Annotated in this window: 21 protein-coding genes; 12 read left to right on the top strand and 9 right to left on the bottom strand. The window is 69.9% G+C overall.

From position 1 onward, the window contains the following. Positions 1 to 175: 175 nt before the first annotated feature. From N4G70_RS12970 to N4G70_RS12960, 3 genes are all read left to right on the top strand, one after another. Entirely contained in the window at positions 176 to 874 is a 699-nt protein-coding gene (locus N4G70_RS12970; RefSeq protein WP_261712740.1) for an alpha/beta fold hydrolase, read from the top strand. Positions 875 to 1,442: 568 nt separating this feature from the next. Next, positions 1,443 to 1,979 (top strand): hypothetical protein, encoded by a 537-nt coding sequence (locus N4G70_RS12965; RefSeq protein ID WP_261712739.1) that lies wholly within the window; start codon positions 1,443 to 1,445, stop codon positions 1,977 to 1,979. A gap of 129 nt (positions 1,980 to 2,108) precedes the next feature. After that, positions 2,109 to 2,507, top strand: a complete 399-nt coding sequence (locus N4G70_RS12960) for a hypothetical protein (protein WP_261712738.1) — start codon at positions 2,109 to 2,111, stop codon at positions 2,505 to 2,507. A gap of 49 nt (positions 2,508 to 2,556) precedes the next feature. On the opposite strand, the gene N4G70_RS12955 is transcribed toward N4G70_RS12960, so the two are convergent. The 3 genes from N4G70_RS12955 to N4G70_RS12945 all read right to left on the bottom strand — a co-directional run bounded on the left by N4G70_RS12955 (position 2,557) and on the right by N4G70_RS12945 (position 4,023). Next, on the bottom strand, positions 2,557 to 3,306 hold the full coding sequence (locus N4G70_RS12955) for a hypothetical protein (RefSeq protein WP_261712737.1): 750 nt from the start codon (positions 3,304 to 3,306) through the stop codon (positions 2,557 to 2,559). Further along, entirely contained in the window at positions 3,303 to 3,650 is a 348-nt protein-coding gene (locus N4G70_RS12950; RefSeq protein ID WP_261712736.1) for a PadR family transcriptional regulator, read from the bottom strand. Before N4G70_RS12950 ends, N4G70_RS12955 begins: the two co-directional genes overlap by 4 nt. A 241-nt stretch (positions 3,651 to 3,891) precedes the next feature. Next, positions 3,892 to 4,023: a hypothetical protein gene (locus tag N4G70_RS12945; protein WP_261712735.1), complete on the bottom strand. Its 132-nt coding sequence runs from the start codon at positions 4,021 to 4,023 to the stop codon at positions 3,892 to 3,894. 89 nt (positions 4,024 to 4,112) lie between these two features. On the opposite strand from N4G70_RS12945, the gene N4G70_RS37140 reads away from it, so the two are divergent. Further along, positions 4,113 to 4,619 (top strand): hypothetical protein, encoded by a 507-nt coding sequence (locus N4G70_RS37140; protein WP_399035235.1) that lies wholly within the window; start codon positions 4,113 to 4,115, stop codon positions 4,617 to 4,619. A 21-nt stretch (positions 4,620 to 4,640) separates the two neighbouring features. Here N4G70_RS37140 and N4G70_RS12935 read toward each other — a convergent pair whose 3' ends face one another. The 3 genes from N4G70_RS12935 to N4G70_RS12925 are packed head-to-tail and all read right to left on the bottom strand — an operon-like array spanning position 4,641 to position 7,000. Further along, positions 4,641 to 5,846 (bottom strand): beta-ketoacyl synthase, encoded by a 1,206-nt coding sequence (locus N4G70_RS12935; RefSeq protein WP_261712734.1) that lies wholly within the window; start codon positions 5,844 to 5,846, stop codon positions 4,641 to 4,643. 23 nt (positions 5,847 to 5,869) lie between these two features. Next, positions 5,870 to 6,139, bottom strand: a complete 270-nt coding sequence (locus tag N4G70_RS12930) for an acyl carrier protein (protein ID WP_261712733.1) — start codon at positions 6,137 to 6,139, stop codon at positions 5,870 to 5,872. Positions 6,140 to 6,163: 24 nt separating this feature from the next. Continuing rightward, positions 6,164 to 7,000 (bottom strand): trans-aconitate 2-methyltransferase, encoded by an 837-nt coding sequence (locus N4G70_RS12925; protein WP_261712732.1) that lies wholly within the window; start codon positions 6,998 to 7,000, stop codon positions 6,164 to 6,166. 294 nt (positions 7,001 to 7,294) lie between these two features. Between N4G70_RS12925 and N4G70_RS12920 the strand changes: the two genes are divergently transcribed. The 6 genes from N4G70_RS12920 (at position 7,295) to N4G70_RS12895 (ending at position 15,241) form a co-directional block, all read left to right on the top strand. Further along, a complete protein-coding gene (locus tag N4G70_RS12920; RefSeq protein WP_261712731.1) occupies positions 7,295 to 8,686 on the top strand; it encodes a hypothetical protein in 1,392 nt (463 codons plus the stop codon). Then, complete coding sequence (locus tag N4G70_RS12915) at positions 8,683 to 10,050, top strand: condensation domain-containing protein (RefSeq protein WP_261712730.1); 1,368 nt, start codon at positions 8,683 to 8,685, stop codon at positions 10,048 to 10,050. Before N4G70_RS12920 ends, N4G70_RS12915 begins: the two co-directional genes overlap by 4 nt. 239 nt (positions 10,051 to 10,289) lie before the next feature. Continuing rightward, positions 10,290 to 12,560 (top strand): catalase, encoded by a 2,271-nt coding sequence (locus tag N4G70_RS12910; RefSeq protein WP_261712729.1) that lies wholly within the window; start codon positions 10,290 to 10,292, stop codon positions 12,558 to 12,560. Positions 12,561 to 12,740: 180 nt separating this feature from the next. Continuing rightward, positions 12,741 to 13,214, top strand: a complete 474-nt coding sequence (locus N4G70_RS12905) for a DUF1360 domain-containing protein (RefSeq protein ID WP_261712728.1) — start codon at positions 12,741 to 12,743, stop codon at positions 13,212 to 13,214. A 157-nt stretch (positions 13,215 to 13,371) separates the two neighbouring features. Then, positions 13,372 to 14,220 (top strand): oxygenase MpaB family protein, encoded by an 849-nt coding sequence (locus N4G70_RS12900; RefSeq protein WP_261712727.1) that lies wholly within the window; start codon positions 13,372 to 13,374, stop codon positions 14,218 to 14,220. Positions 14,221 to 14,560: 340 nt separating this feature from the next. Further along, positions 14,561 to 15,241: a hypothetical protein gene (locus N4G70_RS12895; protein ID WP_261712726.1), complete on the top strand. Its 681-nt coding sequence runs from the start codon at positions 14,561 to 14,563 to the stop codon at positions 15,239 to 15,241. 109 nt (positions 15,242 to 15,350) lie between these two features. Here N4G70_RS12895 and N4G70_RS12890 read toward each other — a convergent pair whose 3' ends face one another. Then, positions 15,351 to 15,527: a DUF6381 family protein gene (locus tag N4G70_RS12890; protein ID WP_261712725.1), complete on the bottom strand. Its 177-nt coding sequence runs from the start codon at positions 15,525 to 15,527 to the stop codon at positions 15,351 to 15,353. Between the two features lie 602 nt (positions 15,528 to 16,129). Here N4G70_RS12890 and glgX point away from each other — a divergent pair. After that, positions 16,130 to 18,247 carry a glycogen debranching protein GlgX gene (glgX, locus tag N4G70_RS12885; RefSeq protein WP_261712724.1) on the top strand — a complete coding sequence of 706 codons (2,118 nt, stop codon included), beginning with the start codon at positions 16,130 to 16,132 and terminating at the stop codon, positions 18,245 to 18,247. A 79-nt stretch (positions 18,248 to 18,326) separates the two neighbouring features. On the opposite strand, the gene N4G70_RS12880 is transcribed toward glgX, so the two are convergent. Beyond that, the gene (locus N4G70_RS12880) at positions 18,327 to 18,509 is read right to left on the bottom strand and encodes a hypothetical protein (RefSeq protein WP_261712723.1); all 183 of its coding nucleotides are present in this window, start codon (positions 18,507 to 18,509) and stop codon (positions 18,327 to 18,329) included. 228 nt (positions 18,510 to 18,737) lie between these two features. Between N4G70_RS12880 and N4G70_RS12875 the strand changes: the two genes are divergently transcribed. Then, positions 18,738 to 19,166 carry a hypothetical protein gene (locus N4G70_RS12875; protein WP_261712722.1) on the top strand — a complete coding sequence of 143 codons (429 nt, stop codon included), beginning with the start codon at positions 18,738 to 18,740 and terminating at the stop codon, positions 19,164 to 19,166. Between the two features lie 229 nt (positions 19,167 to 19,395). Here N4G70_RS12875 and N4G70_RS12870 read toward each other — a convergent pair whose 3' ends face one another. Continuing rightward, positions 19,396 to 19,749: an NTP pyrophosphohydrolase gene (locus tag N4G70_RS12870; protein WP_261712721.1), complete on the bottom strand. Its 354-nt coding sequence runs from the start codon at positions 19,747 to 19,749 to the stop codon at positions 19,396 to 19,398. Positions 19,750 to 19,836: the final 87 nt, after the last annotated feature.

Below are 19,836 nucleotides of genomic sequence, written 5' to 3'. Positions count from 1 at the left end.
GTCCTCAAGCGGGACATGGTCCGGCGGCACCTGTCTCGTGACACCACGACACGTCCAACGCGAGCCCATTGGTTCGGTCTGGACGCCTGCGCGGGGTTTTGCAGGTCGTGGGGCCAGGACATGTGCCGAAAGTATTTCTGGAGCGGCTGTTGGGTCGCTTGGCTATGGTGCGGCCATGGCGAATTATGTGTTGGTTGCAGGTGCGAGGCTTGGGTCGTGGGCGTGGGATGAGGTGGTACCGCATCTGACAGCGGCCGGCCACGGTGTCCACCCTCTGACGCTGTCCGGTCTCGCCGAGAAGCAAGGCGTGCCGGCCACACAGCAGACCCATGTTGAGGACATCGTTGACGAGATCGAACGTCAGGATCTGCGCGACGTCGTCCTGGTAGGTCACAGCTATTCGGGCATTCCAGTCGGCCAGGCCGCCGGGCGGGTCGGCGACCGGCTGGCAGGCGTGGTCTTCGTCGACTCCAGCATTCCGGCCGATGGCGAACCGTTCGTCTCCTCCTGGCCGGATGGCGGGGCGGCGGTGAAGGCAGTGATCGCCGAGAACGGGGGCTTTTGGCCGGTCGCGCCTGCGGCCCACTTCGAGGGCCACGGTCTCACCGATGAACACATCGCACGGATCGTGCGCGGCTCGACGCCGCATCCGGGAGCGACACTGACGGAGCCCGCCGTGCTGGAACGGCCGCTCGGTGACGTCCCGGGGACGTACATCAAGTGCACGCTCGGTGACCCCGAGCCAAGTGATGACGTGGCGAAGCTACTGGTCAGCGAAGACTGGAAACTGATCGAGATGGACACCGGCCACTGGCCGATGTTCTCCCAGCCGCGCGAACTGGCGCAGATCCTCCTCGACACAGTCGGGGAGTGACCGCACTCCCACGCTCGCGGACTCCTTGCCGCCGTGTGTCACGTGCCCTGATTGCAGCCATTCGTTGATGGCCACGACCAAGACGGTCGCCTCGTAACAGACTGCCGACTTGTCGTATCGCGTGGCGGCGGCGCGGTGCCTCTCAAGGCGGTTGACCCGCACTCGACCGCAGGGCGATCGCGGTAGTCAACCGGGTCGAAACATGGTGGGGGCCGACGCGGGAGCCGGGCTTCCGGCCGTTGCGAGCCTGGTCGGCCTTGTCGGGGGTGGTGCAGCGGAGTCCGATTTCCTGGCGGTGCAGGTATGCGCAGTCCTTGAGGCACGTTCGACTTCCACCTACTCGAACAACCGGCCTTCCAGCACCGCCCGTTCACCGCTGCGGCTACCGTCACGGCCGCCAGTCGCGAGTAGAGACTGGCGGTCGTGGCACGCCCCAGCCGACGTCCTCCCGCGCCGTCAGCTCCGAGGTCGCCCCGAGTGGGTTGGGATTCGCCAGACGTCGGCCTGGTCGGGGGACTACTGTGCAGACACGCCGCACTACTCACCGCGGTCATCCGAGGAGGGTTCTGTGTCATCGTCCTGCGACCCGAAAAACGCTCCCGCCGGTGATGTGGGCGCAGCGCTCATGGTGATCGACTCTCAGCTCAGAGGCATCCACGACGGCAAGACCGAGAGCGACCCTCAACAGCGGCAGCTCACCGACCAGTTCACCGCTTCGCTCGGTCCCAAGGGCGTCGACGACCTGCTGGACGGCACCTGCACGCTCATCTTCATGTTCATGAAGTGGCTGAGGGAGGCCCACGAAGCCCAGGGCAAGGATGTCATCGAGTACGTGGTGCCGAGCGTCGTGGCCACCATGCGCATGATGCCCAGGAGCATCCGCCCCGAGGCGATCCCCACCATGGCCGGCCTGCTCGTCGCCGCCGGCACCGGCCTGAGCCCCCGTCTGTGGCGCCAGCAGTACGGCTATTGGACCGCGGAGGAGATGACTCCTCTCGAAGCCACCGCGCTCCTGCTCGCGGAGCACATCAACCGGGTCACCGACGACCGCGACTTCGCCACGCGCTTGATCGCCGAAGCGCTGTCCCATGCGACCGACGACTAGCGGACACGCACCCTTCACCGGACGCCACTTCCGGAGCGGCATCGGCCCGTCAGCGTTGGCGTTGGTGGCAATCGGGCGGCGGAGTATCGGCCCTTAGTGGGGACGGTGCGCGTTTGGGATCATGGACGTATGTCCGAAGAATCGAACCTGATGTCAGAACTGTGGCCGCTCGCGCCCGCCCAGGCCACCGATTGGCTGCTGGAGCTCTGCGGCGATGGCATCACCGGGTTCATGCCCCCGGCGATGCCTGACGCCGTGTGGGTGCTCAACGCCATGTATGAGCACGAGGAGGGGCCGGCCGACGTGTCGTACCACGAGTACCATCAGGCGCGACTGGCCGACGGGAGTGTTCAGCGGCGCGAGGTTGCAGGCATTGATCTGGACGCCGTGGGCATCGCCACGGGAGGCGGCGTGGGTCGTGCCCACTACCCGGGCCCCGGCTGGCGGCGGCTGCGCTGGGCCGAGCTGGCCCGGCGGATTGGCGACCCGGTCGTGCCCGAATGCATCCTTGAAGGGATGCCCGGATAGCTCGCCGGGGAGAGGGACAAGCTCGGCGGCACAGATTCTTAGGGTTCGGTCACTGCTTCGCGTGGTGCGGGCTCTGCGTGCCGCGGGTGATGTCCCGCTTCACCCCGTACCAGCCGGCCAGCCCGCCCACGGCCGCCGCGGCCAGGATTCCGTAGTGGACGCCAGGTCGGTCCAGGTCGATGACGTCGAAGCCGATGCCGAGCACGAGCAGGACTACGGACACCGCGAACATGGCTATCAGGCCGCGGTATTTGGCGCTGAAGAACACGTGGCGGGCCGGTGGGGCGGGCGTGTGGGTCAGTTCGGCGGCCGGGCCGTCGGTCGCTGCGAGCGGTCGCTTGAAGTACGTCATGTAGAGCCAGCGGCCACACACTTCCCAGCCGTCCGGGGCGAGCTCGGCGGTCAGCGCCTCGCGCACCTTCGCGCCCTGCGTGATCTCGCGCCGGTACTCCCAGCGCATCACGGTCCCGGGGCTGCGGCGGCACACGAAGCGGCCCGCGAAGTCGATCCCCTCGACTTCCCAGCCCTCGGTCCCGTACTGGTTCAGGAGCAGGCGGTCGGTGTAGATGTCGCTGGTCCACTTCCACGTCTCGTCCCCGGCGCCCGGCCGTTCGCCACTGTCGCGGTGGGTGAGCCGGTCCGCGAAGACGTCCGGCGCCCCGAACTCCTCGCCTGCGTCGGGTGATCCGGACTCCGCGAGGTACCCGGAAAGATCGGCGACGGTGGCGGCGACCTCCTGATCCGGCATCCCGCGGGCCGTGAGGTGTCGGCTCAGTTCGGCGAAGTATGTGGTGTTCATTCCGGTCCCCCTGGACGTGTGCTGGTGAGCATGGTGGTGACGGCGGAGTGGAACTCCCGCCAGGAATCGCCCTGTTCGGCCAGTGCCCGGCGCCCCTCGTCGGTCAGCCGGTAGTAGCGGCGTCCCGGCCCGCGTTCGGCCGCCCGGAACTCGCCCACCACCAGGCCGGCTTCCTCAAGGCGATTGAGCACGGGGTAGAGCGTTCCGCCTTTGATCTCGCCGAGTCCTGCGGTGGCGAGTGCCTTGGCGATCTCGTATCCGTAGCTTTCGCCTCCGGTGAGACAGGACAGGACGAGGAGGTCGAGGACGCCCTTGAGCCAGCTGGATCTGCGGTCTGCGGCCATGGGTGTATCCCATCACCATCTAGGTAGGAACGCAACCTAGATAGCTGCGTTATGTCCGCGGCAGCACGGCAGCACGGCAGCACGGCAGCACGGCAGCACGGCAGCACGGCGGCGCGCCGCTGTCCGCCGCGCCTGATCGCACACTGGACCCCGCCCGCCCGCCCGTCCGCTCGGCCGGCGCCGCGCGGGCCACGGGCGGTTGCTCGAGTGTGGCGCTGTCTGCGTGTGAAGCGTTCGGGATTCAGTGGGGCTGGGGGATGGGCTGTAGTGGGCATTTTGTTCCGACGCGTTCGGTGAGTTCGGTGCGCAGGGCTGTGAGTTCGGCCAGGTGGGCGTCGACGACGTGGATCTTTTCCTCGAACAGTGCGGACAATGGCTCGGCGGTGTCGGGCGCTTAGCGGAGTGCGTCGCCTGTCTGTCGTGGTCATCTGTGCGGCGTTGCGAGCCGTCAGGCCACTGGCGGTGCACGGACTGCTCGACGGCATCGCGCGCACATTGTTCGCGACATGGATGGCATACGCGCTGGCTCATGGCGTCCCGCGCGTGCTGTGGCCGTTCCTGGTGGTCGAGGCGGCGCTCGCCGTGCTCGAGCTCGGGCCGTGGCTGCTGCACCACAACACCCGGTTGCTGGACCGCCGCTCCGGGACCGGATCCCGCAGGAGCCGGGCGGGGCACATCGCGGTATGGCCCGCATCCATCTGGATCGGCAAGTTCCGGCACCGGCTTCAACTGCCGTGCCGCGCCGCGGGGTTGGCCCGCATGCCGGGACCGGTCGGCGGTGATCGCGGCTCGACCGACGCCGCTGGGGCGCCGGGCGGACCGCTGTCAGGTTCGGGGGGTGCCGAATTCACCGCCATCCGGTCCGCTGTAGCGGCGGTGTGCCCCGCGCGGGCGACAGCGGGCGGGGACGATGCCGGGCGCCCCCTTCCGGGCGCGGGGCGAGCCGGTCGGATGGGGGCGCATGGATGACAGTGACCCGGCGCGTCCGGTTCAGGCGGCCCCGAACACCACCGCCGAGTTGTGGCCGCCGAACCCGAAGTTCTGCTTGATGGCGACGTCGATGGTGGCGGGATGGCCCACGATCGGGGTGTAGTTGAGGTCGCATCCGGGATCGGGGTTGTCCAGGTTGGCGGTGGGCGGTACGTACTTTTCCCGGATGGCGCGCAACACGCCCACGCTCTCCAGGATTCCGCACGCCCCGCACGCGTGGCCGATCACCGACTTGGGCGCCGTGATCGCCACGTGACGCGCGTGAGCGCCGAACGCCCGCTTGATGGCCGCGGTCTCGGCCCGGTCGTTGAGCGGTGTCGAGGTGCCGTGCGCGCTCACCAGGTCCACCGCCGAGACATCGAGCCCCGCGTCGGCGCAGGCCAGCTCGATCGTCCTGGCCGCCACCGCTCCGTCCGCCCGCGGTGCCACGGGGTGGTGTGCGTCGCAGGTGGACGCGGCGCCCAGCACCTCGCCGTGCACGGTCGCGCCGCGGCGCAGTGCCGACCGCTCGGATTCCAGGACCAGAACGGCGGCGCCCTCGGCCGGCACCATGCCGTCGCGATCGCGGTCGAACGGCCGGGACGCGACCGCTGCCTCCGCCGCGGGCCGCAAGGACAGCGCGTCCAGAAGACGGAACGACGCCAGAGCCGGCGTGTCCAGCCAGCTCTCCACGCCGCCGACGAGGACCACATCGGCGAGGCCGTCACGCACCGCGCGCAGACCCGCTCCGATGGCGTCCGTCGAAGCGGCGCAGGCGGTCGAGAGGGTGAGCACCTGGCCCTCGATGCCCAGCTCCTGGGCGACGAGCCCGGCCGCCTGGTTGGGCAGCAGGCGGAGCAGCCCGAGCCGGTCCATGCGCGGCCACCCGCTGCGGTTCATCACGGTCACCAGGCGTGCTGTCTCGTCGAGCCCGCCTCCGCCCGTGCCGACGTACAGGGCTTCCGGTGCCGTGTGCAGCCGCGCGTCCTCCCGGGCCTTCATCGCCGCGGCGAACAGCAGTTGCTGGAAGCGCGAGGTGCGGCGGGCCTGCTGGGCGGACATGTGCTCGCGGGGATCGAACGCGCCGATGACGCCACCGACCTGGCAGGGCATGGGCGCTTCGAGTTCCAGTGGCGAGATCGCGGAACGCCCCGTGGACAGGGCCTCCCACAACGCGTCCGGTGTGGAGCCCGCGCACGACTCGACGCCGATGCCGGTCACCAGCACGCGCCGGCGCGCCCCCTGCGGTGTCACAGGGCTCCCGCCATGGCGTCGGCCACGTCTCCGGCCGTGCGCAGGTCGGCGATCCGGATGCCGGTGTCCGCCAGCTCAACCCCGAATTCCTGCTCCAGGACGGTGATCAGTTCCAGCGCCTCCATGGAATCGAGACCGAGCACCGGCTGTCCGGTCTCAGCGGCGTAGAACAGCGCGGAATCACGGGTGATGGCCGTTCCGTTTTCGCCGAGGTCCGGCCGTATTCCGGCGATGGCCCGGGTGACCACGTTCCATACCTCAGTCATGACGGTGTCCTTTCGTCGGGCGATTCACGCCTGGGTGGCCGAAAAGTAGACGCAGCGCCGCGTGATGGTGAACGGGGCCCGCTCGTGCAGTTCTCGCAGCGTTTCGGTGAGCAGTTCCGCGGCGGTGTGCCGCTCGACTCCTGGCAGTGCGGCGGTCGCGAACATCGGAGTGGAACACAATGCGGCGAGGAAACGTGAGCCGAGGACGAATTCCCGCTCGGTGGTTACGGCCTTGAACCCGGCCGCCGCAAGGGCTGCCCGGTACTCCCCGGCGGTCCTGCGCAGCCCGGAAGGCCGCCCCGCGGCGGCGCGAGTCAACGGGAGCCCGCGCCTGCGGGCGGTGCTGCGGGCCGTGCCGACCAACTCGGCGTACCTCGGCAGGTCGGCCGCCGTCTCCGCGCCCGAGTAGAACGCCGAGTTGAACACCAGGCGTCCGTCCCCCTTGAGGACCTGCCCGATCGCGCCGAGCGCCGCGGCGAGGTCCGGAACCAGATGAACGCAGTTGGCCAGGACGACGACGTCAAAAGTGCCTGGTGGGAACAGTCGGGAGACCGAGGAGGCCTCGCCCTCGGCGAACCGGGCGCGATCGCCGAGCCGAGCCCGTGCCGCCTTCAGCAGGGCCGGGTCGGGGTCCACGCCGATCAGGGTCATGGCAGGGTCGCGCGACAACAGCTGTTCGCTCACGGCCCCGTCCCCGCACCCCAGATCGAGGACGGCCCGCTCGGAGCCGGCCGGGACCAGGTCCAGCAGCGCGCGGTTCAGCTCGGCGTATTCCGGGTCGCGACGCAGTGCGGCGTAATCCGAGGACGGTTCCTCGCCACCCACGGAACGGTCGGATGCGGTGCTTGCTCCTACATTCATGAATTGTCCTCCGTCGGCCCGTTCAAATGAATGAAACGGTGCGGAATCGGCGGTGCTCTCCGATAGCGATGAGGACGCTAGCAGCGCGCTTGGACGCATAACAAGAGGAATGTCATCGAAGGCGCCCCGGGCGCCTTGGTGATCAGCGAAAACACCTCCTTTCATTGTCATTTCATCGAGCCCGGGTAGCTTCTCGCAGGCCGTATGAAGGATCTGTCGAGGGGAGAATCGTGATGGTGCTGAAAGGTCGACGTCCCATGGTGTCGGATCGGTAAGTCATTGGAATTCACAGAATTGGGCGGCAGTACCGTGCCCGCCGGCCGACTCGTGTTCTGGACGCCGACCGCCGCAGCCTCGGCCTGGACGGACGACGCCCGGCCGCCCGCGCTCAACCACGAGCACCACGTGCGTACGGCCGCGAAGTGGGGGCCGAGCCACGTGGCTCCGGCCTGGATCGGCGTGTCGTTCGGAGTGGGCCGGGCCGGCCGAATTCGCATGGGTGTCGCGTTCTCGGCCTGGCTGCGCGGCTGCGAGCATCTGCGCAGCAGGTTGATACCGGCCCCTGGGCGCTGTATGCGCCGAACGCTTCCCGCGAGCGCCGTCAGCCTCCGGCAGGAGGACGTCGGCACCTTCGCCGACGGCGCCTCGGTGCAACGGCAGATCGAGGCATTCTTCGACCGGAACACCCAGCCACTGGGCTGGCCGCACGTGGTCTTCGCGACTGTCGAGGGCGCCGACGGAACGACGGTCTTCCTGGGCGCGGACCACGGCGTCATGGACGGCTACACGCTGGCCATGATCCCGGGGCAGATCCGGGACGCCCTCGAAGGACGTGCGCAGGACCCGAACGGTCAGCGCTCACTGGACTGCGCCGCCGAGGAACGCACCACGGTGAGCGTTCCGCCGGCGGCCGAGCCCGAACTCACCGCCCCCTGGCGGTCCCTGCTCGGTGACGCGCGCGGCAGGACGCCCGCCTTCCCCCTCCCGCTCGGGGCCCCCGAGTCACCGAACGCCCAGCGCAGCGCCTACCGCTGGCTGCTCGACGGCCCGGCGGCCACGAGGTTCGCCGCCGCGTCACGGGCGGCCGGGGGCACGACCGCGGCCGGGCTGCTCGCCTGCCTCGCTCTTGCCACGGCGAGGGTGTCCGGCGAGCGGTGCCTGTCCTTGATAAGCCTCGCCAACACCCGGCCCGGCAAGTGGCGGTCGGCGCCGGGCTGGTTCGTCGGCCTGCATCCGGTGCGGATCCCGGCGGCTCCCGGGGCCGACTTCGCCGGCACCGTCGCCCTCGCCGCCGCCGAACTACGCCGCCGGGGACCGGGGCCGGAGAGTTCACTGCCCCACATCAGCCGAATGCTGCGCACGGAGATCCATCCCCGCTTCGTCGTGTCCTACCTCGACGTACGCCGCGTGGCGGGCAGCCCGCCCCACCAGCGGGACGCCATGCTGCGCAGCCGGATCCACAGCCCCGCCGAAGTGTACGTATGGCTGACCAGGAGCGACCGCGGAGTGCACCTGTCGACGCGCTTTCCCGACACGGCTGTGGCGCGATCCGGCGTCGGGCGTTTCGTCCAAGCCGTCGCGGCCACCGCCTCCCGCGTGGCCGAGGGTCACCGGGCGGCCGAAGCCGTACCTTCGCCCGCCGGCCCGCCCGTTCCCCAAGGAGAAGGAGACCCACTGTGCGCATGACCGAGATCCTCGCCTGGCGGCCCGATCCCGGCGAAGTGGTCGAGTTCCGGCCGGCCGGCGACCGTGCTCCAGTGCGGCACGATGTTCCCGCGTCGCACTTCCAGCGGGCGCACCTCCGCCTGGCGGCCGCCCAGCGGGCCGCTGCCAGGCGTCAATCGCCGTGGGTGGCAATGGCGTTCGACCTGGAGGGCCGGGCCGATATCGACGCCCTCACCCACGCGTGGCAGGGACTCGTACGCCGACACGAGGCGTTCCACGCCTGGTACGAGCCGGAGACCGAGGACCTGGTCGGCTTCCGCATACCTCCCGAGTCCCTCACGATGCGCCCGGTGCACGTGGGCGAGTTCGGTGACTCGGGTGACCTGCGCGCCCATGTGCACCGGAGGATCGACGAGCAGACCGCGGTGAGCCGGCTGGGAATGCTGGCGGGAGTGATCCGACGGGACACGGCATCCACGGTGTACTTCGCGATCGACCACGCCTATTCCGACGGCCACTCGCTGACGCTGCTCTTCCACGAACTCCGTGCCCGCTACGACGCGGCCCGCACCGGCGCCCCGGTCGACCTGCCTTCGGTGCCCGGCTACCTGGACCACAACCGCCATGAGTCGCAGCGCTCCGCATCGCTGACGAAAGCCGCGCCGGAGCTCGCCGCGTGGTCGGATTTCCTGGCCGTCGAGGACGGCGGGTTCCCCGCCTTCCCGGTCGAACTGGGCAACCGCCATGGCAAGTTGCTGTCCGCGACCCGGTTCGAGTACCCGGTGTTCACGGACGCCGAGGCACGCGCGTTCCGCGCTCAGTGCGCCCGGCACGGGGGCGGGCTCGCCGCGGGATTCTTCGCCGCCCTGGCGCTCGTACAGCGGGAGTTCACCGGGCACGACGCCTACCGCGCACTGACAGCCGTATCGACCAGGGCCTACCCTCGCTTGCTCCACGTGCACGGCTGGCTCGTCAATCTTGTGCCGCTCTCGTTCCGGCTGTCCGCCTCGCCCCGGCTCGCCGACGCGATTCCCGTCGCGCAGCAGGCCTTCCAGCGGGCTCGCGAGGGATACGACGTGCCGTTGCACCGGGCACTCGAACTGCTTCTCGACGGGGCGGACGACGGCATCCCCAGCATCCCGCCCATGGCGTCCTATGTGGACGCCCGGTCCGCTCCGGGCGCCGGCGACTACCTCGGCGCGGACGCGAGGGTCCTGACCGGCCCGGACAGTGCCGCCGGGGTGTCGCTGTGGCTGAACTGGTTCCCCGACCGCGTCGACCTGGTGGTCAGCATGCCGGACACCGCGGAAGCCGTGGCGGGCGTGCCCAAGTACCTCGACCGCGTCAGGGAACTCATGCTGGCGGCGTCGGGCGGCTCCCGCTGACAGCCGCCACCCGGGTGCTCGGCGTCGGCAACCCGGCAGGGGGCGGTCCGTCTTCCACCATGGCCGCCTTCAGCCAGGCCCTCCCGTACGGAAGGACGTCCATCTCGGCCACAACGACTCCCCAAAGGTGTAAGGCGCGGAACGCGGGGGACACGCCGTCTTGCGAACCTACGCTGGGCCGATATGTCTATCTTTAGAAGCTTTTGTTCGGCCCATCCTGTACGCATCGAGGAGCCAGAGTGAACGAACAGAATCCCATCAAGGCAGCGGCGAAGAAGGTCGTGGACACCCTGCGCGACGGCGACGGCGGCCCGCAGGACGGGGTTCCGGGGAAGCCGTCCCCGGTCTCCCCGGCGATCGAGGAACCGACCACGCCGACCGAACCGCTGCCGCCCAAGCCGGACCAGCGAGGCCCCGAGACCGTCAGTCCCACCGGCCAGCCGACGGGGGCGGAGCAGGCGCGGATGGCGCAGAGCGGGGCGTATCTGACCACCGCTCAGGGTGCGCGGCTGTACGACACCGACCATTCGCTCAAGGCGGGGCCGCGGGGCCCGGTGCTGCTACAGGACCATCATCTGCGCGAGAAGATCACACACTTCGATCACGAGCGGATCCCGGAGCGCGTGGTGCACGCCCGAGGGGCGGCCGCGCACGGCGTCTTCCAGTCCTACGGCACCGCCGCCAACGTCACCAAGGCGGCCTTCCTCGCCCAGGACGCCGAGACACCGGTGTTCGTCCGGTTCTCCACCGTCCTGGGCTCCCGCGGATCCGCCGACACCGTGCGCGACACGCGGGGCTTCGCGACGAAGTTCTACACCGAAGAAGGCGTCTTCGACCTGGTGGGCAACAACATCCCGGTCTTCTTCATCCAGGACGCCATCAAGTTCCCCGACGTCGTGCACGCCGCCAAGCCCCACCCCGACCGCGAGATCCCGCAGGCCCAGAGCGCCCACGACACGTTCTGGGACTTCGTCACCCTCCACACCGAGGCCACCCACCACACCCTGTGGAACATGTCCGACCGCGGCATCCCGCGCTCGTACCGGACCATGGAGGGCTTCGGCGTCCACACCTTCCGGCTCGTCAACGCCGAGGGTGTGAGCACGCTGGTGAAGTTCCACTGGAAGCCCAAGCTCGGGGTGCACTCCCTGGTCTGGGAGGAAGCGCAGATCGCCGCGGGAGTCGACCCCGACTTCCACCGGCGCGACCTCGCCGACGCCATCGAGGCCGGCGCCTTCCCGCAGTGGGAACTGGGCATCCAGACCTTCCCCGATACTCCCGAGCAGACCTTCGAGGGCATCGACCTCCTCGACCCGACGAAGATCGTCCCCGAGGAACTCGCACCGGTTCAGCCGATCGGTCTGCTCACGCTGAACGCCAACCCGTCGAACTACTTCGCCGAGACCGAACAGGTCGCTTTCCACGTCGGCCACCTCGTGCCGGGCATCGACGTCACCAACGACCCGCTCATGCAGGGCCGTCTCTTCTCCTACGTCGACACCCAGCTCACCCGGCTCGGCGGCCCCAACTTCGGTCAGCTCCCGATCAACCGGACGCACGCTCCCGTCAACGACATGCTTCGCGACGGAATGCACCAGACCGCTGTGCACCGGGGTGTCGCCCCCTACCGCCCCAACAGCCTCGACGGGGGCTGCCCCTTCGTCGCCGGAGCGGACACCGGAGCGTTCATCGAGGTGCCCGCGCCGGTGGCGGAGAGCCGCAAGGTCCGCGAGGCGCCGGCCTCCTTCGACGACCACTTCAGCCAGCCGCGCCAGTTCTGGCTCAGCATGACCCCGCCCGAGCGGGAGCACATCATCGCCGCGTACACCTTCGAACTCGGCAAGTGCTACGAACAGGCCATCAAGGAGCGCGCCCTGCGGGTGCTCGCCAACATCGACCCGCAGCTGTGCGAGCAGGTCGCAGCCGGTCTCGGACTCCCCGCGCCGGCCGCGGCCGGGCAGCTCGCCGACCTTGAACCCAGCCCCGCCCTCTCCCAGCTCGGACGCGTCTGGCCCTGCGACGGCCGGATCATCGGCATCGTGGCCGACGCGGACGCCGACCTCGACGGGGTCAAGTCCGTACGCGAGGCGGTCCTCGCCGCGGGCATGGTTCCCCTCGTGATCGCTCCTGCCGGAGGCACGATCGGAGCGGGGGAGGACGCGATCACGGTCCAGCGCACCTTCGCCACGGCCCGCTCGATCGAGTTCGACGCGATCCTTGTGGCCGGCGTTCCGGCCGTGGGCGCGGACGCCTTCCCCGCACGGGACGCCAAGACGGACGCCAACCCCGCACCCACCGACCCCCGGCTTCTGCTCCTCCTGAACGAAGCCTTCCGTCACGGCAAGGCCCTCGCTGTCTGGGCCGGGGCCGACGCCGTTCTGCCCGGCGCGGGCATTCCCGCCGACGCACCCGGCGTAGTCCGCGCCGACACCGCAGACACCGCTTTCGAACAGGTCAGCCAACTCCTGGGCGCACACCGCGTCTGGGAACGCTTCCCCGCCAGGGTCTGACCCCCGGGGCGTCGCACCCCGCACGGGGTGCGACGCCCGCCTCCGCCCACCCCTATGGCGCGGAATGCGCTCCGTCCGTGCGTGTGCACGGCGGGTCCGGGTAAGCGCCCCGGCAGTAGGGATGCTGCACAGAATCCACGACGACGTACGAGTGCCCGAGCGGCAGAACGAGGCAGTTCGATGAGGCCACTGCAAGCTATGCGGTCCCATGGCGGCCACCTGGGCGCGATGATCGGTTTCGCCGGGTACGCGGCGGGGTGGGCCGTCGTGCACCGTCGGCGCGGACGGCCTCTGCCGGCCTCACCCGACCCGTGGGACCTGCTCCTCACCGCGACGGCCACGTTTCGGCTCAGCCGCCTCATCGGCAAGGCGACGGTGACGCGCCCGTTGCGGGCCCCGTTCACGGAGGTGGACGACTCCGGCGCTCCCGCCGAGCTCAACGAGAGCCCGTGCGAGGAGCCGGGCCGTCATACGGTGGGCGAATTGCTCAGCTGCCCGTTCTGCCTGAGCGTATGGATCGTGACCACGTTCACCGGCGCCCGGACCGTCTGGCCGGAAGCCACGCGCACAGTGACCGGAGCGCTGAGCGCTCTTGCCGTGGCGGACGTCCTGCAATTCGGTTACACGACACTGGCCGAGCGTTCGCAGCACTGAGCGGTGGGGCAGCGAGCGGTGCGCAGCGAGCGCTGGTAGCCCCCGGTCGCAGGACGCCCCCTCCGTGTGGCGCGTGATATGGCGAGTGCCTCCCGTGCCGGTCTTCCGGTCTTCCGCACCACGCCCGCTGCCCCGGTCCAGCGAGCGAACTGGCCTCATGCTCGTGGATACGGTACGGACACGACTCGGATCGGCCCTCTTCTCGCGCGTGGCCGGGCCGGAAGGACCTGTCAACCGTGCCCGTATCCATGACACGCCGGGCCCTCGCTGGTTCGCCCCCGACTCGCCGGTGCGGACGGTGCACGGCGACGCCTCGATGTTCATAGGCGGCATCGCCGCCCTGCTCCTTCAGTCCCTGCACCCGCTGGCCATGGCGGCGGTAGCGGGTCACTCCGGCTACAAGGGCGACCCGTGGGGCCGCCTCCAGCGCACCAGCACCTTCCTCGCCGTGACCACGTTCGGCACCGAGGAGCACGCTCAGCACGCGGTGGACGAGGTGCGTGCCGTGCATGCCCGGATCCGGGGCACCGCCCCCGACGGACGGCCCTACCGTGCCGACGACCCGCATCTGCTGACCTGGGTGTACACCGCCGAGGCGTACTGCTTCCTCGGCGCCCATCAGCGGTTCGGGGCCCACCCGTTGGGCGAGGAGGGAAGCAACCGGTACGTCGCCGAGGCCGCACGGGTCGCCCGCGCGCTGGGGGCCGAGGACGCCCCCACCGATCTGCCCGCGCTGCGCCGTCGCCTGACCACCTACCGTCCCGAACTGCACGCCACCCCCGCCGCGTGCGAGGCGGCGCGCTTCCTGCTGCTCACACCACCGCTGCCCTGGGTCGCCCGACCCGCATACGGGGTCCTGGCCGCGAATGCCGTCGGACTGCTGCCCAGGTGGGCCAGGCGGGAGCTGCTGCTGCCGCACATCCCGGTGGTGGAGGACACCTTCGTACGGCTTGGGGGCCACGGGATGACCCGGGCCATCCGCTGGGCCATGCGGCCGCCGGCCTGACGTGCTCAACGCGTAGGCGTACAAGATGAGTTGGGGAGGGATGTTGGCGTGCTCGCGGCTGTCGGCGGGGTCCGGCCCGATACTGGACGGCCCGGTCGTGGACGGACACATGACTCGGGCGCGTCGCCGATCTTGTGGCTGGTCGCCCATCACAGGCCGCCGGGAAATCGGCTGACGGCCGTGACAACGGCTGATGGGACACGTAGGGTTGCGATCTTCGGTCGGCGGAAGCCACCGGAGTCCCCCCCGAGGCTGTGCCGACATGATGAACCCCGAGGCCGCTCCCGCACGGCTCCGACTCGAACGTGCTCTCGACGGCTTGGACGTCACCTTTCGCGGAATGACCGCCCGCAGCGACGAGGCCCAGTGTGACTGCCACTGGGGCAGCGACGAAGAGCTGGCGCAATTGAAGGTGCCGGGGGTGGTGCTCGACCCAGACCTTCTGCGCCGCACCTGGGAGGCTCCCGACTGGAAGGACCACGGCGCGGTGCTGCGCCGCATCCTGCCTCAATTCGCGAGGGCGCTGGTCAGTGGCCTCGTAGAGCCCACGTTCGGCATGGAGGAGGTCGGCCGTTCGTTCGTTCACGGCGACTGGCGGCAGTGGTCTGCGCACCAGAACGCGGCGGTGTGGGAGTTCCTACGGGCCTGGTGGGCTCACACCCTCGCCGAACCGGATCCCGCCGTCCCCGCGCACGAGGTCCTCGCGCTGTGTGCCGAGGCATCGGGCACGCTCACTCCGTGGCTCGACACCTGGGAGGCGCTCGAAGACCGTGTTGCCGACCGGCACCTGGCCGACGCGGCGGCCCACTGGAAGTGCGACCTTCTGGACGATCGCCTTCCGTGGGACGCACGGGCCAACGCGCATGACCTGCGCACCGAGCTTGCGGCCTGGCTGGTCCGTCACGCTCCTGCGCGGCTTGCGGCCCAGGGGGCTCCGGAGGACGTGCTTGACGGCATACGACTCATCGGCCTGACCGGCCCCGCCCGCTGGGAGGACCCGAACTGGCCCCACCACCGCTAGCGAGTCGGCCGCACCACGCCGCCTGGCCTGGCATCAGGGGGCCGGCGCTACCTGCGCCAGGATTGGCACTCCGGTCGCACCAGCACCGCCGTATTCGCGATGGCTCGAGTCACCCAGTCTCTGCGGCGGTGTTCTGTTCGCACTGTTGCTGCAGGCGCTGGATCTTGGCTTCGAGACGCCGACGCAGTTCGGGATCGAGGGTCCGGTCAGCGGCGTGGCCGAGTTCTTTGACCTGGGCGCGCATCTGCTCCATGCGGCGCACCCCGAATTCCTTTGGGCTGCTCATGAGTCCTCCAGGACTATGGAGAGCGGGGTGTGTTCAGGAAACCAAGAGCACCGTCGGAGCGCATTCCGAACGATTACAGTGCGTGATACTCGGGGGTGCCCCCTATGTCTTGGGTCGAGGCATTGAGGCGTCTGCAAAGGCACTGGCTGGGGCGTCAGTGGCCGTGGCAGGTGCGGTGGTTGGCGCCGCGCCAGACGGATGGGCTTGCCAACTAGGGCGAACGGGTGGAGCGGATCACTGAGGACCAGATCAACCGGCCGGTCCGTTTCGTGTGGGCGATCGGGCTGCCACGCGCGCTGTTCTGCGAGCGCATGCTCTCCCGCAACTCCAGGAGGGGGTCGCACAGACAACCGCTGCCGACGAGACGTGGCGCCTTGCCGGCCACCAGCACTGCCGGAGGCTCACCGACGGCTTCCTCACGCGCCGCGACGAAGCCTGAACCGGCCCCGGCCGCCCGGCGCGCCTCGCAGCTCTCTGGGCAGGTTCATCACGTCCGGCCCGATGTCGGTGTTTGCCGCCAAGCACGGTGGCCCTGTGCCAAGGATCTTCCATACCGCCGCGTCGGGCGAGTGCCGTCGAGGCTGTCGTGTTTTGATGCGCGCATGGAGACGTGGCCTGGCCGTCCTTATCCGCTCGGTGCCGTTCACGACGGCGCCGGAACCAACTTCGCCCTCTTCTCAGAAGTGGCCGAACGGGTGGAGCTCTGCCTGTTCGACGACGCGGGCGACGAGAGACGCGTTCCGCTCACCGACGCCGACGGGTCGGTGTGGCACGCGTATCTGCCGGGGGTGGGCCCCGGACAGAGGTACGGCTACCGCGTGCACGGGCCGTACCGGCCCTCCGACGGGTTGCGCTGCGACCCGGCCAAGCTGCTGCTCGACCCGTACGCCACCGCCGTCGACGGGCAACTCGACGGCGACCCCTCGCTGCTCAGCGCCGACCCGGAGAACCCCGGGGCGCCCAACGGCCTGGACAGCGCCGGGCACGGGATGTTCGGCGTCGTGACGGACCGGGGCTTCGACTGGGAGGGGGACCGGCGTCCGGGCCACCCCTACCACGAGTCGGTCATCTACGAGACGCACGTACGCGGACTGACGATGCGTCACCCCAGTGTGCCGAAGGAACTGCGCGGTACCTACGCGGGCCTCGCGCACCCCGAGGTGATCGACCACCTCAAGGAACTGGGCGTCACCGCAGTGGAGTTGATGCCGGTGCATCAGTTCACACAGGACGGCTTCCTCGTCGATCGCGGCCTGTCGAACTACTGGGGCTACAACACCATCGGATTCTTCGCTCCCCACAACGGCTTCGCGGCGGGCGGCACCCGGGGGCAACAGGTCGTCGAGTTCAAGGAGATGGTCAAGGCGCTGCACGCCGCCGGGATCGAGGTCATCCTGGACGTGGTGTTCAACCACACCGCCGAGGGCAACGATCAGGGACCCACGCTGTCGTTCCGGGGCATCGACAACGCCGCGTACTACCGTCTCGTCGACGACGACCCGGCGCACTACTTCGACACCACCGGCACGGGCAACTCCCTGCTGATGCGGCATCCGAACGTCCTCCAGCTCATCATGGACTCCCTGCGGTACTGGGTGACCGAGATGCGCGTCGACGGTTTCCGCTTCGACCTCGCGGCCACCCTGGCCCGGCAGTTCCACGAGGTTGACCGGCTCTCGGCCTTCTTCGACCTGGTCCAGCAGGACCCGGTGATCAGCCAGGTCAAACTGATCGCCGAACCGTGGGACATCGGGGACGGCGGCTACCAGGTCGGCAACTTCCCCGCCCTGTGGTCGGAGTGGAACGGCCACTACCGTGACACCGTACGAGGCTTCTGGCGAGGCGAGGACGACACCCTGGCCGACTTCGCGTCCCGGCTCACCGGCTCCTCCGACCTCTACCAGCACGACCGGCGACGGCCACGTGCCAGCGTCAACTTCGTGGTGGCCCACGACGGTTTCACCCTGCGCGACCTCGTCTCGTACGACAGCAAGCACAATGAGGCCAACGGCGAGGACAACCGGGACGGCGCGGACGACAACAGGTCCTGGAACTGCGGGGTCGAGGGCGAGACCGACGACCGGGGCGTGCGGGAGCTGCGGCTGCGCCAGCAACGCAACCTGCTCGCGACCCTCCTGCTCTCGCAGGGCGTACCCATGCTCGCCCACGGCGACGAGCTGGGACGTACTCAGGGGGGCAACAACAACGCCTACTGCCAGGACAACGAACTCTCTTGGGTGGACTGGGAGTTGGATGACGAACGGCGCGGGCTGCTCGACTTCACGCGCCGCGTGGTCGCCCTGCGCCACGCCCATCCCGGACTGCGCCGCCGCCACTTCCCCGTGGGCCCGACCCCCGACACCCCGCCCGAGCGTGCCGAGGTGGTCTGGTTGCGGCCCGACGCGTGCCAGATGGATGACGACGACTGGAAGCGGGGTGACGCGCATGCCCTCGCGGTGTATCTCTGTGCCGACAAGCCGATGGAACGCGACGCTCGGGGGAGGCCGGTCACCGACGACACGTTCCTGCTGCTGTTCAACAGCTACCGGGAGCCCATCGACTTCCGTCTGCCGCCGGCGGCGTTCGGCGAGGAGTGGCAGCTGGTGCTGGACACCGCCGACCCGTCGGCGGACGCGGACAGCGCGCCGATCAAGGCAGAAGCCGAATTCCCGATGGAGGCCCACAGCCTGCGGGTGCTGCGGCGCGACCGAAGGGTGTGACGGCCGAGGGAGGGCTCACCGGCCCTGCCGCGCCCGCCTCACACCCCCCTCGCACCGGCCGGCGCCCGGTCTTTGAGCGTCACGGCAGCGATGACTCCGCGATGGCGAGGGGGAGTTGCGCGATGGGGTGCGCCTTGTTGACGGACAGCCGCGCATCGGTGAGGCCGAAGCGGACCTCAGCCTCGCGCAGCGCCAGCCGGGCGGACGGGCCCCTGTTCGCGCAGCCCGGGGAACGTCGCGTGAGGGTCGGTGAAGTGGGCACGGTCGAAGGGGCCGGGGCAGGTGGAGGCGCGGGCGGACACGGACACGGGCCGGGTGGCGCGTAGTCCTTCGTTCTGCGGATGGCGCCGCCTCCGCGGGGCTGTCTCCGGGCGCCACCGGGCAAGCGGAGCAGGTGTCTGCGCGCCGCCAGCGACGGGGTAACCGTTGGGCGCTGACTGGCGTGGTCCAGTATGAACTCCCGCACGGACTAGGCAGGGAGACGTACGTCATGACCCCCGAGTGGTATGTCCTCATCGAGGAGGACACATGGATGAACGAGCGCGCCGACGGCGTATCTCTGAGCCTGCACCGCTGGAGGCTGGCGGGCACGTACCGCATCGGCCAGGACGAGGCGGCGGCGGTGGCCGCGGCCGAGGACGCGGCCCTGCAATACCTCCCGCGTGCACTGGCTCTGCGCGCCCGGCATGGTGACGAACCGGGCCGGGAGGCGTTCCTCGGGCGGGACGGCGTCTGGGTGGTGTCGGTGAGGCAGCGGGAGCTGGAGTGTCATGTCCGGGTGTCGATCGCGCGGCTCATGCACGCGCGGAAGGAGGCGGAAGCGCCGCCGAAGTCCCTCAAGGAGAAACTCCGCGGAGCCCTCGACGGACCGCCGCCCCTCCCTCAGCCGTGGTCCCCGCCGGGCCGGCCTGCCCCGTAGCGCCCAGGAGGGAATGGTCCGGGTTTCTGCCCCAGCCCGAAGTCGACGGCTTCTGCATACCGCGCGATCAGGTTGGGGGACTTCCCGGTCCGTTTCGGCTGCGACGCCCCGCCACCGACACGCCGACGGCAGCTGGCCGGCGAGCCGTCCCGCGGAGAGACGGGCGCCGCGCCCGTCGGACCCGACGCCGCGCGGGGACGAGCACACCTGGTCCGCCCGGAACCGGCCCTCAGACGGGCCGGACCGTCCGAGGTCCGACACACTCGGCACCGTACGCCCTGACCCGTTCGCGCAGCTCGCGGTCCGCGGTCACGACCGTGCAGGGCCTGTCGGCATGGGCGGCGGCGAGCTCGACGATGAGGTCGTCCCCGCTGCCCGACGCGGACTCGACCCGCACCCCTGGCACGGACTCGACATCCCGGGCCGCTCCCTCGACGACCAGGACGACCTCCTCGTCGAAGTGCCGCTCGGCGAGCCGGTCCCGCAGTCGCTCGGCCGCGCCCTTGCGGTCGCGCCACCAGCCATCGGGCACGGATCCGACGACGTTCGCCGCATCAACGATCAGCACAGGGCGCGCAGTCATGACCCCGCCCTGTCACAACGGGTCGCCCAGCAGGGGGTGCAGCGCATCACGTGTCTCGTCACGTGCCGTGATTCTGCCACCCGCTCC

The sequence above is a fragment of the Streptomyces sp. ASQP_92 genome, from assembly GCF_025399895.1.
Taxonomy (GTDB): Bacteria; Actinomycetota; Actinomycetes; order Streptomycetales; family Streptomycetaceae; genus Streptomyces.
This window is presented reverse-complemented; position numbering and strand designations above follow the sequence as displayed.

Excerpts from the sequence above, each read along its gene's own strand:
- N4G70_RS12930 (WP_261712733.1), bottom strand. The coding sequence starts at position 6,139 with ATGACTGAGGTATGGAACGTGGTCACCCGGGCCATCGCCGGAATACGG.
- N4G70_RS12970 (WP_261712740.1), top strand. The coding sequence starts at position 176 with ATGGCGAATTATGTGTTGGTTGCAGGTGCGAGGCTTGGGTCGTGGGCG.
- N4G70_RS12915 (WP_261712730.1), top strand. The coding sequence starts at position 8,683 with ATGACCGAGATCCTCGCCTGGCGGCCCGATCCCGGCGAAGTGGTCGAG.
- N4G70_RS12925 (WP_261712732.1), bottom strand. The coding sequence starts at position 7,000 with ATGAATGTAGGAGCAAGCACCGCATCCGACCGTTCCGTGGGTGGCGAG.
- glgX (WP_261712724.1), top strand. The coding sequence starts at position 16,130 with ATGGAGACGTGGCCTGGCCGTCCTTATCCGCTCGGTGCCGTTCACGAC.
- N4G70_RS12905 (WP_261712728.1), top strand. The coding sequence starts at position 12,741 with ATGAGGCCACTGCAAGCTATGCGGTCCCATGGCGGCCACCTGGGCGCG.
- N4G70_RS12875 (WP_261712722.1), top strand. The coding sequence starts at position 18,738 with ATGACCCCCGAGTGGTATGTCCTCATCGAGGAGGACACATGGATGAAC.
- N4G70_RS12900 (WP_261712727.1), top strand. The coding sequence starts at position 13,372 with ATGCTCGTGGATACGGTACGGACACGACTCGGATCGGCCCTCTTCTCG.
- N4G70_RS12955 (WP_261712737.1), bottom strand. The coding sequence starts at position 3,306 with ATGAACACCACATACTTCGCCGAACTGAGCCGACACCTCACGGCCCGC.
- N4G70_RS12950 (WP_261712736.1), bottom strand. The coding sequence starts at position 3,650 with ATGGCCGCAGACCGCAGATCCAGCTGGCTCAAGGGCGTCCTCGACCTC.
- N4G70_RS12890 (WP_261712725.1), bottom strand. The coding sequence starts at position 15,527 with ATGAGCAGCCCAAAGGAATTCGGGGTGCGCCGCATGGAGCAGATGCGC.
- N4G70_RS12960 (WP_261712738.1), top strand. The coding sequence starts at position 2,109 with ATGTCCGAAGAATCGAACCTGATGTCAGAACTGTGGCCGCTCGCGCCC.
- N4G70_RS12870 (WP_261712721.1), bottom strand. The coding sequence starts at position 19,749 with ATGACTGCGCGCCCTGTGCTGATCGTTGATGCGGCGAACGTCGTCGGA.
- N4G70_RS12895 (WP_261712726.1), top strand. The coding sequence starts at position 14,561 with ATGACCGCCCGCAGCGACGAGGCCCAGTGTGACTGCCACTGGGGCAGC.